Raw genomic sequence first — 15858 nt, forward strand, 5'->3', positions numbered from 1 at the left:
GCACAGCGCGGCCAGGAGGCACCGTTCTTGGCGGAAAGTGCCTGGGGAGCCCCAGCCGCGCTGTACTTGCCCGGGCCACGCAGGCCTGGTCAGATGGCCAATATCACCGCTCGCGGAATGCCTCGCGTGCCTTCAGCACCGGCTTGAGCAGGTATTCCAGGACGGTCTTCTCGCCGGTGCGGATTTCCACCGAGGCGATCATGCCGGGAATGATCGGCAGCTCTTTGCCACCGGCTTCCAGGGCACTTTTTTCGGTCAGCACGGTCACCCGGTAATAGGTGCTGTCGGGGCGACCGGCTGCGCCTTTCTCTTCATCCTTCAGGGTGTCGGGGCTGATCAGTTCAACCTTGCCATCCAAGCCGCCATAGATGCCGTAGTCGTAAGCGGTGATCTTCACCTTGGCCGGCAGGCCCGGCCGCAGGAAGGCGACATCGGACGGGCGGATCTTGCCTTCCACCAGCAGCTGATCTTCCAGCGGCACGATTTCCAGGATGTGCTCGCCCGGCTGGATGACGCCGCCAACGGTGTTGACGCGCACGTTCTTCACCGTGCCGCGTACGGGTGCGGTGATGGTGGTGCGTTCGACCACGTCGGCGCGACCCACCAGATTCTCGCTGGTCTGCGACAGCTCCATCTCCAGCTTGACCAGCTCGGAGTTGGCGTCGGAACGGTAACGGTTACGGCGTTCCACGATCTGCGAACGGATGTCGTTGGCCTGGCGGCGCATGCGCAGCAGCTCGACATCGGACAGCAGGCCCTTGGCCGCCAATGGCTGGGCAAGGTTGATCTCGCGCATCGACAGAGCGTAGCTCTGCTCCAGCGAGGCAATGCCTTCGTCCAGCGAGCGGCGACGGGCGTTGAAGGCACGCGTTTCACTGGCGACTTCATCGGCGAATTGGCTCACCTGCTCATCGAATACCAGTGCTTCGCCATACGCTTCGGCGCGCAGGCGGGCAATGGTGGCTTTCAGCGAAATGACCTTGCTGAGTGCTTCGCGGTAGCTGGCATTGGCGCGGGTCGGGTCGATCTTCAGCAGTACCTGGCCACTTTCGACGATGTCGCCTTCGTGGATCGACATTTCCGCAAGGATGCCGCCCTCCAGGCTCTGGATCACCTGCTCGCGGCTTTTGGAAACGATCTTGGCCTCGCCCTTGGTGATTTCCTCCACCCGCGCAAAGTGCGCCCAGGTCACCCCGACCACCACCACCAGCAGGATCATGTAGGTGACCAGGCGCGAACCCGGTGTGGTCTGTGCGAGCAGCGACTCGGAGACATCGTCCATGAACGCAGCGTCGGCGGCGTTGATTGAACCCGTCTGTTTACTGGTTTTTTTCCACGGAAACATCAGTGAGCCTCCTGCTGAGGCGTTTTGGTGTGCCGCACACGAATGGGTGCGGCTTGAATGGACGGCGCCGGTGCTGGCGTCGTAACGGCAACGGCGTTCGCCGTCGCAGTCGTGTTGGTCGCATCCGTGCTGTTAGCCGGCGCTGCAGCTGCAGCCGCCGCTTGAGGCTTGCCCGGCGCTGCAGCCTGCTTTTCAGCGTTGGCGCCCAGCGCAGCAAGTACATTGGCCTTGGGGCCGTCGGCGAACACGCGGCCGTTGTCCATCACGATCACCCGGTCCACCAGGTTGAGCAGTGAGGGGCGGTGGGTCACCACCACCAGGGTCTGGCCCTGGGTAGCACGGTGCAGGTGTTCGAGGAACTGGGCTTCGGTCTGGGCATCCATGGCGCTGGTGGGTTCGTCCATCAGCAACAGGCGCGGCCGGGCCAGCAAGGTGCGGGCCAGCGAAATCAGCTGGCGCTGGCCGCCGGACACACCGTCACCGTTTTCGCCGATGGGCAGGTTGACGCCGCGCGGGTGCGAGGCTGCAAACTGGTCAAGCCCGGTCAGCCGCAATACCCGCAGGAACTCGTCCACGCTGGCATCCGGGCAACCCAGCATCACGTTCTCGCGCAAGGTGCCATGGAACAGGCGCGCCTCCTGGTTGACGAAACCCACGGCCTTGCGCCAATCGGCTGGGTCGATCTGGTTGACGTCCAGGCCATCGGTGAACATCTGCCCCTCGGTGGGCGAGTACAGGCGCGACATCACCCGCAGCAGCGTGGATTTGCCGCTGCCGATGCGGCCCAGGATGGCAACGCGCTCGCCTGGGGCGATGGACAGATTGATATCGGTCAGCACCGGCGGATTGGGTTGCATCGGCGGTGCCGGATAGGAAAAGCCGATCTTCTTCAGCGACAGCTGCCCGGTCAGGTTTGGCACCGGCAGATAGTCCTGGGCCGGGTCGCGGTCCTGCGGCATTTCCATCAACTTGTTCAGTGAGCCCAGCGCGGCCTTGGCCTGCTGGAAGCGCACCGCAAGGCCGATCACCTGGCCCAGCGGGGCGGTGGCACGGCCGGCCAGCATCACCGTGCCGATCAGTGCACCCATGCTGAGCGTGCCGGCGGTGATCAGGTACACGCCGGTGATGACCAGCACCACCGTCTGCAGCTGCTGCAGCAGGGTGACAGTGCCGGTAGCGATGCTGGACAGGCGCCGCGACTTCATCGACGTGGCCGACTGCAACGCACTGAAGTGCTGCCAACGGCGCTGCATGTTGGCGCTGCCGCCGGTGGACTTGAGCGTTTCCATGCCTTCGATGGATTCAATCAGCACGCCTTGCTTGAGCGAGGACTCGCGCAGGTTCTCTTTCATCACCCGGGCCAGCGGCCACTGGATGCTGACCGAGATGATGACGATCAATGGCAGGATCAGCAGCGGAATCCAGCCCAATGGCCCGCCAATGGCAAAGATGACGCCGACGAACATCAGCACGAACGGCAGATCGGAGATCGCCGCCAGCGTTGCCGAGGTGGCAAAATCGCGCACCGATTCGAACTCGCGCAGCTGATTGGCGAAGGCGCCGGAGGAGGCCGGCTTGTGTTCCATCTTCACCGACAAAGCTTGCCGGAACAGCATCGCGCCCAGCACCAGATCGGCCTTTTTGGCGGCAACGTCAAGCAGGTGCGCGCGCACGAAGCGGATGACCGCCTCAAACACCATCGCGATGATCACGCCGATGCCCAACGACCACAGCGTGATGAACGCCTGGTTCGGCACCACGCGGTCATAGACATTCATGGTGAAGAAGATGCTGGCCAGCGCCAATACGTTGGCCAACACCGCTGCGATGGCGGCGCTGCGGTAATAGCGCCGGTAGCGCCACAACGTGCTGAACAGCCAGTGGCCGGTCGCTTCGGGCAGCACTTCGCCGGCACGGTTGTCCACGTGCGCGCGCGGCTTGACCAGGATGGCGTGACCGGAATAGATCGCGTCCAGGTCTTCGTGCGACATATCCACCGGCTCGGCGGAAACTTCGGGAAGAATGACCGTGTAACGCAGCTGGCGCTTGTTTTCCTCGTCGCGTACTTCCCTGCGTTCCAGCAGGACGGCGCCACCTTGCTTCTTGCGCAGCAGGATCATCGGCATCACCTGCGCCGGCAGCTGCGCCAACCCGCGCTTCACCACGCCGCCGGTCAAGCCGACATTGCTCAGCGCCTGCAGCGCGAGCGAGGGCGACAGCGCACCGTTCCACGGCAGGCCGGCAACAAGTGCTGCCGGGCTGCGCCGCATGTCGTAGTGATCACACATCCAGGACACGCTTTGCAGCAGGGTGTCCTCGATATTGATCTGGTCTTTGGTCATCGCGGCGGCTTCGTCAGCCGGTGCAGGTGTGTCGGTCATGGCAATTCCAGATGGAGCCGCCTGCGGAGACGGGCGGGTTTTAATCCGGGAGTGCAAGATGCCAACTGCTCCCGACGAGGAGCGGAAGTCTGGGGTCGCGCGGGGCTATGACGAATAGGATTCGTCCCAAATGTGTGGTGTTTGTTCTGATTTTCCGTTCACTGCGCTTGTTTCCGCCGCGCCGGGCGTAGGAGCTCCGTGATTCCCATTGCGACCGCCAGTGTTCTGCTCGAGCGGCTGGCTCTGTTATCGCCATATGGCAGGGGAACTGGCCTGCTGTTGTTGAGCTGCCCGGTGCTTGGCTGGGCGGTGGAAAGACGCAGATTCAATGTTAGCTGTGATCGGCGCGCCTTCAGTGACCTTCCCGGTTTTTAAGATCATCCCTATGTAACGCAGCGGGGGAGGAGATCTATCGTTATCACAGGTGAAACTAGCTGCCATTGGTGCCGCGGGTAATTCATCAACGGCCGAGCGCTGAAGTTTTCGCGTGACGCTGCGGTGAATTGAAACGAAGTACGAGCCTTTTCGGTTTCTCGAGTGAAGCCGGGGCTTTCTGTTGTCGCATGAAACGCATGGGGATTCCATTCAGGTACTGGCCAGTCCGATCGGATCGTGCAATTCCCACTAAGCAAACAATAACGAGTGAAATGTAATGACTGCAATGGTGTCAGTGGTTAGCGGAGGTTCTGTGGTACATGCCCAGCAGTTTTCGGGCATGAAGAACGGGAAGGGCGCACGTATCGCTGCGATCAAGGGCGCGCGCTATGTGCTTGCCGAGATGCACGGTGGCGTTGCTGCGGGTGATATCAGCGTGAAGCGCGTTGGCAAGAACCTGGTGATTGAGCAGCAAAAGGCCGGTGCTGAGTCGGCGTCTGTAGTCATCGAAGACTTCTACGGCAACGAAGGCCAGCTGGTCGGCCTGGGTGCTGACGGCGAATATCTGGAGTACCTGGCGGCTGGCGAGCCCGGCGCTACCGAAGCTTCGGCAATCACTGATGGCGCTTCGGCACAGCTCACGTTGGCTGCCGGCCAGCCCGCGTTTTCGCCGAGCAGTTTCGCGCTCGCCGAAGGTGGTTCTTCGGTATTCAGCAGCGCGCTTAGCGGTGTGGCGGCGCTGGCTGCTGGTGCTGCGTTGAGCAACAACAGCAGCGGTGGCAGCAAGGCGCAGCCTGCGCCGGCTGCCAGTGCTTTCGTGCTGGAAGATCAGCGTGCTGACGCAGTTGCAGGCCAGCCAGCGTCAGCTTCTGTAAAGCCAGACGCCTCTACCGCAGTACAGGATGCTGGCAACACCGCTGGTCCAGTGGCGGAAGTGCACACCGAAGCAGACGATGTCAGCGCGGACGACGCTGCGATCAACGACCTCTCCTCGGACGCCAATACCAACGAGAACGCTGCGATCAACGACCGCGCCTCGAACGCCATTACCAACGAGAACGCTGCGCCAGCAGAATCCAACACAGCGCCGGAAGCAGAAGCAATCACCAGTCCTGGTTTGGTTGGCGCACCTGCGGCCGTTGTGCCGTTCGCTGTTGACGACATTCCCGTCATTGAAAAAGTGATGGACGACCATGGCGTCATCCAGGGCGTAATCGAAAATGGCGGTTACACCGACGACGTCTATCCGACTTTGATGGGCCACGCCGATCCCGGCGTGAAGGTGCACGTCTACCGTGGCAAGTACCTGCAGGGCTATACCGTTGCTGACGAAAATGGCGTGTGGTCGTATACGCCGTCGTCCGCATATGCGTCCGGTACGCACTCGATGACCGTCAAGTACGAGTATCCGAACAAGGATACCAGCGGCTATTCCGAGCCGTATGTCATCACCATCGACAAGATTGCGCCGGGCATTCCGAAGATCACCGGTATTCTGGACGACGAAGGTCGCATCACCGGTGCGATCACCGACCAGACCGTCACCGATGACAATCGGCCGACCATTACCGGCACTGCGGAAGCCAATGCCAAGCTGATTGTCTATGACAAGGGCAAGCAGATCGGCAGCACCACCGTCGGTGCCGACGGCACCTGGAGTTTCACCCCGGACACTCCGCTGGCCGATGGCCTGCACATGCTGAGCTACTCGGCAGTGGATCGCGCTGGTAACAGTGGTGAACAGACCGACGTCACCGAGTTCACCGTCGATACGCGTCCGGAAAAGATCAATATCTATTACGCCGAAGACGACGTCGGCAGCATAACCGATGAAGTCTTCAGCGGTGGCGCAACCGATGACAGCACGCCGACGCTGTTCGGCACGGCCACTGCTGGCGGCATCGTAAAAATCTATGAAGGCAGCGTGCTGCTTGGGCAGGTTGTGGCGGATGTCGACGGCACCTGGCAGTTCACTCCGCCGGCGGCGCTGAGCGAAGGTGCGCATGTTTTCCACGCCACCGTGACCTTGGTCGCCAAGGGCGAGAGCGGCCCCAGCCGTCCGTTCATGCTGGAGGTCGATCTCACCGCGCCAAACATCCCGACCATCGAGCAGGTACTCGATGACGTGGGCGCCGAGCAGGGTGTGATCGCAAACGGTCAACACACCGATGACGCTACCCCAACCCTGTCGGGCAAGGCCGAGGCCGGTAGCACCGTGCGTATCTACGACAACGGCAGCTTGCTGGGCATGGCAGTCACCAACGCCAACGGCGTGTGGACCTTTACGCCGGGCGTCGCCTTGGCCGAGGGCGAGCACATGTTCACCATCAGCGCCACCGACGCGGCCGGCAATACGACGGCGTCACCAGCGCAATACGAGATCAGCATCGACAGCACACGGCGGGCCTGTTATGCGCCGAATCGCCGGGTTGTGCTGCGCGTTGAAGTACGCAGAACGCCGGTTCCCTGATTGAAAGGTGCGGCTCTGGTCATCCGATCGAGGGCCGTTCCGTGTTGAACAGACAGAATGCCCGCCGTTGGCGGGTTGCTTGGCTGGTGTCGAAACGCTGGGCTTTATGTCGCCCAGCACCTGGTTCGTATTGCGGGGTTTTTGCAGTGTAGAGGAGTTGATGCAGTGAAATGGTCGATCATGGCGCCACTCCGCATTGCGGTGTTGGATGACCATTCGTTAATACAGATGGCGCTGGAACTGCGTCTGTCGCGTGAGGCAGACCTGAAAGTTGTCGGCGTCTATTCCAATAGCCGCGACCTGCTTGCCTCGCTGACGGCTACGCCGGCGGATCTGCTGGTGCTGGATTATTCGCTTGGCGCCAGCGAGCTGGATGGCTTGCACCTGATCGGCCTGATACGCCGCAGGTTTCCCTCGCTTTGCATTCTGGTGGCGTCATCGGCCGAATCGCCGTCTGTGGTCAATCTGTCGCTCAGCGTCGGTGCGAACGGCTTCTTCGGTAAGTCCGAGAGCGCCGAGTTGCTGGTGGAGGCCATCCGCAAGGTTGCCTTCGGTGAAACCTATGTATCGCCTGGCCTGGCCTACCGGCTTGGCCGCCAACCCTTGCCCGCTGGCCGTACCACACCGGACGTAAAGGGTGGGCAGCGGCTTCTGAATGACCCGACGCTATCCCCCAAGGAGCGCGAAGTGCTGCGCTGCTGTCTGGATGGCATGTCGGTGTCGCAGATTTCACGCAAGTTCATGCGCAGCATGAAAACCATCAGCGGCCAGAAGCAGGCCGCATTCCGCAAGCTTGGCGTCCGTACCGACGCAGAGCTGTTCAAGCTGCAGCACAGCCTCGCCCAATAGTCGAATCACCGGGTATTAAAACCATGCCGCTTATTACGCTTACGCGCCGCTCCGTGCGTGCGGCATGGCTCCTGGTTGCCTTGCTGTTGCCTGTGGCACCAGCCGCGGTCGCGGCGTCCGCCGAGGTCATCGAGCTGACCCTGCATGCGCGCACCGGCATTCCCAATGTCTCGCTGGAGCTGGACAAGGGCGACCGCGAATGGGTGCGCAACAAGGGCGAGCTGGTGATGGGCGTAGCCTCACCCAGCTTCATGCCGCTGGAAGTTTTCTCCGGCAATGACAGCTATGAGGGCATAACCGCCGATGTGTTCGGTGCGGTTGGGCAGATGCTGGGAGTGCCGGTGCGGGTCATCCGCTACCCGCACCGGGCCGCTGCATTGCGGGCGCTGGAACATGGGCGCATCGACCTGGTAGGCAGTGCCAACAACTATGAGTTGGCCGGCCATTCGGTGCGCCTGACGCAGCGTTATGTGGAAGACGCGCCAGTACTTTACGTACGCAAGGCCGAGCGCAGGGTCATGCCGCCGTCGCTGGCTGGCATGCGCATTGCCGTGGCCGAGGACTATCTGCCGCAGGTACAGATACGCGAGTTGTACCCGGATGCGATCATCACCAACTATCGTTCGCGCGAACAGGCCTTGGCTGCGCTGGCGTTTGGCAGTGCAGACCTTTATCTGGGCGATACGGTGTCCAGCAACTACCTGGTCAACCTCAGCTATTTCAACTATGTGCGCAATGCCGCGATGCCGCGCATCGACACCGGCGGCTTCGCCTTTGCGGTGCGTGAAGATGCACTCCCCCTGGAGCGGGTGGTCAACCTGGCGCTGGCAAAGCTGCAGCAGACCCATGGTGCCGAGCTGCTGAAGCGCTGGTCCGGTGGCGGCGGCATGGTGCCGATGGCACGCATTGAACTCACCAGCGCCGAGCAGCGCTGGATTGCCGACCACCCGGTGGTGCGCTTTGTTGCCAGCAATGACACTGCGCCGCTGTCCTACTTCGATACCGATGGCCGCTTCAGTGGCCTGAGCGCTGACATCATGCGCGCGATCACCCAGCGTACCGGGCTGGAGTTCGAGCCGGTAAGGGTGTCGCGGCTTGACCAGCAGATGCGGGCGTTGGAGGAAGGCGCAGCGGACGCCACCATGCTGGTTCCCACCAGTTCGCGTGCGCAGCGGTTCAACTTTTCGCGGCCATTCGTGCAGACCTCGTTTGGCATCATCACCCGCGAGGAGCAGGGTGGGCTGTTGACGTTGGCGGACCTGCGCGGCAAGCGCATCGCGTTGCCGGCCAGCCATGCCCTGCGCGAACTGCTGGTGCCGGCCACCGACTACCAGTTCATCGAGACCGATACGCTGGCGGCGGCCATGGAACTGGTCAGCGACGAGAAGGCCGATGCCACCATCGCCTTCCTGCCGATGGCGCTGTACTACACCTCGGTGTTGCATGACGACAAGCTGCGGGTATCCGATGTGGTCGAGGACACGCCGGCTTGGCTGGCCATTGCCACGCGCAAGGATCAACCCGAGCTTGCCAGCATCATCGAGAAGGCGATGGCGCAGATCCCGCCCGATGAAGTGGATATCTTCCAGAACCGCTGGCGTCCGCGTCCGGATGCCTCGCCAGCGGCATGGACGGATTTCCGTTCGCTCATCTACAAGATCACTGCTGGCGCGCTGGTGCTGATCCTGGTGTCGCTGATATGGAACATGCATATCCGCTCGCAGTACCGGCGCCGGCAAGTGGCCGAGGACGCGCTGGGCGAGCAGGTCAACTTCATGCGCGCGTTGATCAACGGAACCCCGCATCCGATCTACGTGCGTGACGAGCAGGGCCGCTTGGTCACCTGCAATACCAACTATCTGGACATGTTGTCGGTCACCGAGCGAAAAGTGCTTGGCAAAACCTCGATGGAAGGCGCGAAGATGGACCCGCGCGAGGCGCAGAGTTTCCACGACGACTACCTGTGGGTGATGGCCAACGGCAAGCCGCTGGAGGTGGACCGCACCTTGCACCTGCCCGGCCGCGTGCTGAGCATCTACCATTGGATCTACCCGTACTTCGATTCCCAGGGGCAGGCCAAGGGCGTGGTGTGCGGTTGGATCGATGTCAGTGACCGCCTGCACCTGATGGAGGAACTGCGGCGTGCGCTCAACGCCGCCGATCAGTCCAGCCGCGCCAAGACCACCTTCCTGGCAACCATGAGCCATGAGATCCGCACGCCGATGAGCGCCATCATCGGCATGCTGGAGCTGGCCCAGAAGCACGCCGACCAGGGCCGGCTGGACAAGTCCGCCATTGCCGTGGCCTACGATTCCGCGCATGGCCTGCTGGAGTTGATTGGCGACATCCTGGACGTGGTGCGTATCGAGTCAGGCCACGTCAGCTTGAGCCCCAAGCGCGCCAACCTGCGCGAGATGACCGAGTCGGTGGCGCGGGTATTCAATGGCCTGGCGCGACAGAAGACCCTGCATCTGCGGCTGGAACTGGACCCGGCAGCGGATTGCGATGTGCTGATCGACCCGATGCGCTTCAAGCAGGTGTTGTCCAACCTGGTCGGCAATGCTATCAAGTTCACCGACAAGGGCCAGGTCACCATCAAAGTGCGCGGCGTGCCGGTGGCCGAGGGGCAGCTGCGTCTGCAGCTTGAGGTGGTTGATACCGGCATCGGCATTGCCGAGGGTGAAGTGGCGCTGCTGTTTGATCCTTTCGCGCAGGCCGACCATGGTCATAGTTCGCGCGGCGGAACCGGCTTGGGCCTGCCCATCTGCAAGTTCCTGTGCGAGCTGATGGGCGGTGATATCTCCATCCGCAGCACCTTGGGGCAGGGCACCTCGGTGCTGCTCAACCTGCCGTTGGAAGTGCTGCCCAGCATCCCCGGAACCGCCGAGGTGCTGCAGACCGTTGACGCCAAACATCCGAGCCTGAAGGTGCTGGTGGTGGATGACCATTCGGCGAACCGCAGCCTGCTGACCCAGCAGCTGGCGTTCCTTGGCCAGAACGTGCGCAGTGCGTCCGACGGCCGCGAAGGACTGGAATGCTGGATTGAAGAGCGGGTCGACGTGGTGGTCACCGACTGCAACATGCCGGTCATGAACGGCCATGACATGGCGCGTGCGATACGCCGGCATGAGAAGGCCTATGGCCTGCCGCCGTGCGTGATCATCGGTTTCACCGCCAATGCGCAGCCCGAAGAGCGGGCCAAGTGCATTGCGTCCGGCATGAATGACTGCCTGTTCAAGCCGGTGAGCCTGAGCACGCTTTCCAACATGCTGGTGTTGCTGGGCGAGAAGGCCGGGGTGGGCGCAGAGGCACCTTGCCAGGAACAGATGCGCGATATCGCCTCGGCCCTGCAGGAGTTGACTGGCGGCGACCAGGCAATGACGCGCAATCTTGTTGTCGAAGCGCACCGCAGTTTTGTGCGTGACCTCACCGAGCTGCGCGCACTGCTGCCCAGCTTCGGGACCAGGGCAATGTCGAACCTGGTCCACCGCATCAACGGCGGGGTACGGCTGCTGCAGGTGGCGCACCTGATGGATATCTGCGATCGAGTGGAGCTGCTGTGCAGCCAGCCGGAAGTGGACCTTGCCGAAGTGACCAGCAATGCGGAATTCATCGCAAGCGAGTTGCCGGTGATCATTGCCCTGCTTGACGCGATGCGCGAGACCGAAACCGCCAGCTGAGCACTATCGGTGCAGTAGCAGTGCGCTCAGCTGCGCGCCAGGGCGAGGATGCGCTCGGCGATCCTGTCCAGCGCGATGACCTCGTCGGCCGCACCCAATCGTACCGCGCTGCCGGGCATGCCCCAGACCACGGAACTGGCCTCGTCCTGGGCCAGGGTAGGCGCGCCGGCCTGTTTCATCTCCAACAGGCCGCGCGCACCGTCTTCGCCCATGCCGGTGAGAATGGCGCCGATGGCGTTGGCGCCAGCGCTGCTGGCCACCGAACGGAACAGCACGTCGACTGCGGGCTTGTGCAGGTTCACCGGCACGCTGTCATCAACCCGGCAGCGCCAACGCGCACCATCGCGTATCACCCGCAGGTGGCGCCCGCCCGCAGGCAGATAGGCATGGCCGGGCAGGATGGCTTCGCCATCGCTGGCTTCGCGCACCGACATCGCCGAATGCCGGTCCAGACGTTCGGCGAAGGCGGTGCTGAAGCTGGCCGGCAGATGCTGGGTCATGACGATGGCCGGTGCATCGGCGGGCATGGCCTCCAGCACCACCCGCAGTGCTTCGGTGCCCCCGGCCGAGGCGCCGATGGCAATCAAGCGGTCGGTGGTACGGAAGCCGATATGCGCCGGGCTGGCTGCCTGCGGCGGCGGGCGGCGCGGCGCCGTGCCGATGGCCCGTACTCGCGAGCGGGCGGCCATCTTCACCTTGTCGCGGATCTCCTCGGCATAGGCATCCAGACCGCGTGCCACGTCGAACTTCGGCTTGGACACAAAATCAACCGCGCCCAACGCCAGCGCCTGCAAGGTGGTATCGGCACCGCGCTCGGTCAGCGAGGACACCATGACCACCGGCAGCGGATGCAGGCGCATCAGGTTTTCCAGGAACGCCAGCCCATCCATGCGCGGCATTTCCACGTCCAGGGTCAGCACATCGGGATTGAGGCGCTTTATCTTCTCCCGTGCCAACAACGGGTCGGCGGCGGTGCCGACAACCTCGATGGCGGGATCGGCCGACAGGATTTCGGTCAACACCTGTCGAACCACCGCCGAGTCGTCGACGATCAATACCCGGCAGGGCGTTTGCAGCATCATTCGAACAGCTCCACGCCACCGCTGACCGGGGTGCGCGACAGACGCGCGCGGATGGCCGACTCGGTCGCGGCGACTTCGGCATCGTGGGCATGCGGCAGGCGCTGTACCACCACCCGCCCGGTGATCGGGAAGAACCAGATCTTGCGCGGGTGGATGCCGCACAGGTCTTCGGCAACGATGGGAATGTGCTCGGCATGCAGGTACTGGCGCACGAACTCGGCGTTACGGGTGCCAACCGGATTACTGGTGAAGCCCTTGAGCACGTTGGCGCCGCCAAATACCTTGGCTTCCAGGCGCTTGCGGTGGGCGCCGCGCTTGAGCAGGTCGTTGATCAGCAGTTCCATCGCATAGCTCCCATAACGCGCAGGCGCGCCGTCGCCGATATTGCCCTCGGGCAGCAGAAAATGATTCATGCCACCGATGCCCAGAATCGGGTCGCGGATACAGGCAGCCACGCAGGAACCGAGAATGGTGGTCAACGCGGTGTCGTCGTCCACCACCAGGTACTGGGTGGGCAACAGCTTGGCGGCGATTGTCTGGAAACGCGTGTCGCGGTAGCGCATCACCTCATCGGGGTGCTGGTGCGGGCTTTTCATGCGCCATTCCTGCGGCTGCGACGGTACAAGGTGCGGCCGCACGGCTGGATCAGGTCAGCGGCGTGCAGGTAGTTCTCCGAATGCCCGGTGTAAAGCAGGCTGTCTTCGTCCATGTGCTGCACCAGCCGCGAAAGAATGCCGCGCTGGGTGGGTTTGTCGAAATAGATCATCACGTTGCGGCAGAACAGCGCATCGAACGGACCGCCAACGTCGTAACGGTTGGACAACAGATTCAGCGGGCGGAACTCGATCAGCGAACGCAGCGCCGGCACCACGCGGCATTTGCCCTCATTGGGGCCGCTGCCACGCTGGAAGTAGCGCCGCTTCATGGCGGGGTCCAGGCCGGCGATGCGGTCCATCGCATAGACGCCCTGGCTGGCGGTGGCCAGCACCTGGGTGTCGACATCGGTGGCGATGATGCGCACCGGTGGGGTCATGCTGGCGAACGCCTCGCAGGCGGTGATGGCCATGGAGTAGGGCTCTTCACCGGTGGAGGCCGCGCACGACCACAGCTTCAGCGGCGCGCGTGGTGCACGCATCTGCAGTTCTTCGCGCAGCTTGTCGAAGTGGTGTGGCTCGCGGAAGAACGAGGTGAGGTTGGTGGTCAGCGCATTGGTGAATGCCTGCCATTCCTCGCCGTCCTGGCTTTCCAGCTGGTCCAGGTAGTCCTTGAACGAGCGCAGCCCCAGCACCCGCAGGCGCCGCGACAGGCGGCCGTACACCATGTCGCGCTTGGCCGGTGCCAGCGCAATGCCGGCACGGTTGTGGATCAGTTCGCAGACGCGACGGAAATCACGGTCGCTGAATTCGAAGTCGCGCTCGGCGCTGCCGGGGATGGACATGATCGGCGTGTCTCTTCAGCTGGCCAGGGCCAGCGGGGCGGAATCGGCGTGCGACGCACGGCCTGTGGTTTGCTGCAGATGGAACACGGCCACGGCCTGGTTCAGCAGCTGCGCCTGGTCTTCCATGGCACGCGCGGCGGCCATGGCTTCTTCCACCAGAGCGGCGTTCTGCTGCGTGGTCTCGTCCATCTGGATGACCGTCTGATTGACCTGCTCGATGCCGGCGGTCTGTTCCTGCGAGGCCGCAGAGATCTCACCGATGATGCTGGTCACCTGCTGCACCGAGGAGACGATTTCATCCATGGTGGTGCCGGCCTGCTGCACCAGCTGCGAGCCTTCGGTGACCTTGCCGACCGAGTCGTCGATCAGGCCCTTGATCTCCTTGGCTGCACCGGCTGAACGCTGCGCCAAGGTCCGCACCTCGGCGGCGACGACCGCGAAGCCACGGCCCTGCTCGCCTGCACGTGCAGCCTCGACGGCGGCGTTGAGGGCCAGGATGTTGGTCTGGAACGAGATGCCGTCAATCACGCTGATGATGTCGGCAATGCGCCGCGAGGCCAGCTCGATCTGGCCCATGGTGGTGATGACGTCATCCACCACCTGCCCGCCGCGGGTGGCGACGGTGGCCGCGCCAATCGCCAGCTGGTTTGCCTGGCGCGCGGACTCGGCGTTCTGGCGGACGGTGGAGGTGAGTTCCTCCATCGAGGCTGCGGTTTCCTCGAGATTGGCGGCCTGCATCTCGGTGCGGTGGGACAGGTCGCTGTTGCCGGTGGTGATTTCACCGGCCGATACATTGATGTTGTGGGCCGACTGCTGGATGCGCGCGACGATGGCGCCAAGCTGGGCCATGGTACGGCTGGCGTCGTCGCGCATCAGTGCAAACACGCCTTCGAACTTTCCCTGCATGCTGACGGTCAGGTCACCGTCGGCCAATGCGCGCAGCAAGCCGGAAATCTGCCCCAGGTTCTGGTCACTGTTCTGCATCATCGCGTTGAGGCTGCGGACCATGGCCTGGAAGTCGTACTCGAAGCGGGCTTCGTCGCCGCGCTGGCTGAAATCGCCAGCTGCAGCCGCATTGGCCAGCTGTTTGATCTGCGCGTTGATGGCGCCCAGATTGCGCTTGATCGTCGCCATGGTCTCGGTGATGACACGCTTCTCACCGGGCAGATCGGCCATATCCTGGCTCAAATCGCCCACCGCATAACGCTGGGCGAGGGCGATGACGTCCATCTTCACCCCGATATGGGTCGCAACCAGGGTATTGGTCTCACTGACCATTACCCCGTATTCGCCGGGGAAAGGGGTAGGGTCGATGCGGTAGCTGATGAAGCCGGCATCGTGCTGCCGGGCCATTTCGTTCTGCGCTTCAATCACCGCATGCAGCTGGGTCTGCATGTCGCGCATGCTGGTCAGCAGCTGGCCGGTTTCGTCCTTGCTCGGCGGCGGGATGACGTTGTCCAGGCGGCCGCTGGCAATCGCCTTGGCAATGCCGGTGGCGCTACGAAGCGGTACCACGATGCGGCTGCCGATGAACCAGTTCAAGGCGATGACCAGCAGGATCAGCAAGCCGCCGGCCAAGGTCATGATGCCGGTGAACTGCAATGCATGGGTGAGGCTGGAGTTCATGTAGACGCCGCTGGACAACACCATGTTCCAAGGCGCAAAGGCGGTGGCATAGGAGATCTGCTCGACGCTGCCCTTGGTGCCCGCCGGATCCACCAGGTACTGCACGAAACCACCGCCATTGCGTGCAGCCTTGACCTGCTCCTCGTACATGCGCAGGCCGTTGCTGTCGGTAAACTGCGACAGCTGCTTGCCGACCATCTCCTTGTTGAAGGGATGCAGCAGCATGGTGTTGTCGTCGCCATACACTTCAAACGAAGAGCCACCGCTGTCCGAGTACATGGTGGCCAACACTGCCAATGCCTGCTGGCGCGCATCGGCATCGCTCAGTTCCCCCGCCTTTGCTCGGTCGTGGAAGTTGGCCAGCACGGTCTTCCCAAGCTCCACGCGATTGCTCAGCGACAGCTTGCGTGTCTCGATCAGATCCAGGTATTGCATGCGGGCGCTGAGCACGGCCAAGGCAATGACGCCAAGTGCGATCAGCACCGTCAGCAGGTTCAGCTTGCGCCGCACCGATATGTTGGAGAGGTAGTTGGACCAGAGCTGCTGGATATTCATGGGAATAGGGCGCAGGGCGCAATTGGCGGGGGATACTTTGGTATCGGCCGTAGGATT

The 15858-nt window shown here is 62.9% G+C and carries 9 protein-coding genes; 3 read left to right on the forward strand and 6 right to left on the reverse strand.

All coding sequences use genetic code 11. The annotated features are described in order from the left end of the window. Window positions 1-103: 103 nt before the first annotated feature. Both ACVOKO_RS13605 and ACVOKO_RS13610 read right to left on the reverse strand, forming a co-directional pair. Complete coding sequence (locus tag ACVOKO_RS13605) at window positions 104-1345, reverse strand: HlyD family type I secretion periplasmic adaptor subunit (RefSeq protein WP_346499443.1); 1242 nt, start codon at window positions 1343-1345, stop codon at window positions 104-106. Next, window positions 1345-3726: a type I secretion system permease/ATPase gene (locus ACVOKO_RS13610; protein WP_346499444.1), complete on the reverse strand. Its 2382-nt coding sequence runs from the start codon at window positions 3724-3726 to the stop codon at window positions 1345-1347. The genes ACVOKO_RS13605 and ACVOKO_RS13610 overlap by 1 nt, the downstream gene beginning before the upstream one ends. Window positions 3727-4441: 715 nt before the next feature. Between ACVOKO_RS13610 and ACVOKO_RS13615 the strand changes: the two genes are divergently transcribed. The 3 genes from ACVOKO_RS13615 (at window position 4442) to ACVOKO_RS13625 (ending at window position 11100) form a co-directional block, all read left to right on the forward strand. After that, entirely contained in the window at window positions 4442-6571 is a 2130-nt protein-coding gene (locus ACVOKO_RS13615) for an Ig-like domain-containing protein (protein ID WP_346499445.1), read from the forward strand. A 165-nt stretch (window positions 6572-6736) separates the two neighbouring features. Next, the gene (locus tag ACVOKO_RS13620; protein WP_346499446.1) at window positions 6737-7420 is read left to right on the forward strand and encodes a response regulator transcription factor; all 684 of its coding nucleotides are present in this window, start codon (window positions 6737-6739) and stop codon (window positions 7418-7420) included. Between the two features lie 92 nt (window positions 7421-7512). Further along, complete coding sequence (locus ACVOKO_RS13625) at window positions 7513-11100, forward strand: transporter substrate-binding domain-containing protein (protein ID WP_346499447.1); 3588 nt, start codon at window positions 7513-7515, stop codon at window positions 11098-11100. A gap of 26 nt (window positions 11101-11126) precedes the next feature. Here the strand turns inward: ACVOKO_RS13625 and ACVOKO_RS13630 are convergent, their stop codons facing one another. The 4 genes from ACVOKO_RS13630 to ACVOKO_RS13645 are packed head-to-tail and all read right to left on the reverse strand — an operon-like array spanning window position 11127 to window position 15801. Next, window positions 11127-12182 carry a protein-glutamate methylesterase/protein-glutamine glutaminase gene (locus ACVOKO_RS13630; protein ID WP_346499448.1) on the reverse strand — a complete coding sequence of 352 codons (1056 nt, stop codon included), beginning with the start codon at window positions 12180-12182 and terminating at the stop codon, window positions 11127-11129. After that, window positions 12179-12778 (reverse strand): chemoreceptor glutamine deamidase CheD, encoded by a 600-nt coding sequence (gene cheD / locus ACVOKO_RS13635; RefSeq protein ID WP_346499449.1) that lies wholly within the window; start codon window positions 12776-12778, stop codon window positions 12179-12181. The genes ACVOKO_RS13630 and cheD overlap by 4 nt, the downstream gene beginning before the upstream one ends. Beyond that, a complete protein-coding gene (locus ACVOKO_RS13640) occupies window positions 12775-13620 on the reverse strand; it encodes a CheR family methyltransferase (protein WP_346499450.1) in 846 nt (281 codons plus the stop codon). Before ACVOKO_RS13640 ends, cheD begins: the two co-directional genes overlap by 4 nt. Before the next feature lie 15 nt (window positions 13621-13635). Then, window positions 13636-15801, reverse strand: coding sequence for a methyl-accepting chemotaxis protein (locus ACVOKO_RS13645; protein ID WP_346499451.1), 2166 nt, complete (start codon window positions 15799-15801; stop codon window positions 13636-13638). Window positions 15802-15858 lie beyond the last annotated feature (57 nt).

This window comes from Stenotrophomonas sp. STEN240 (assembly GCF_056756175.1).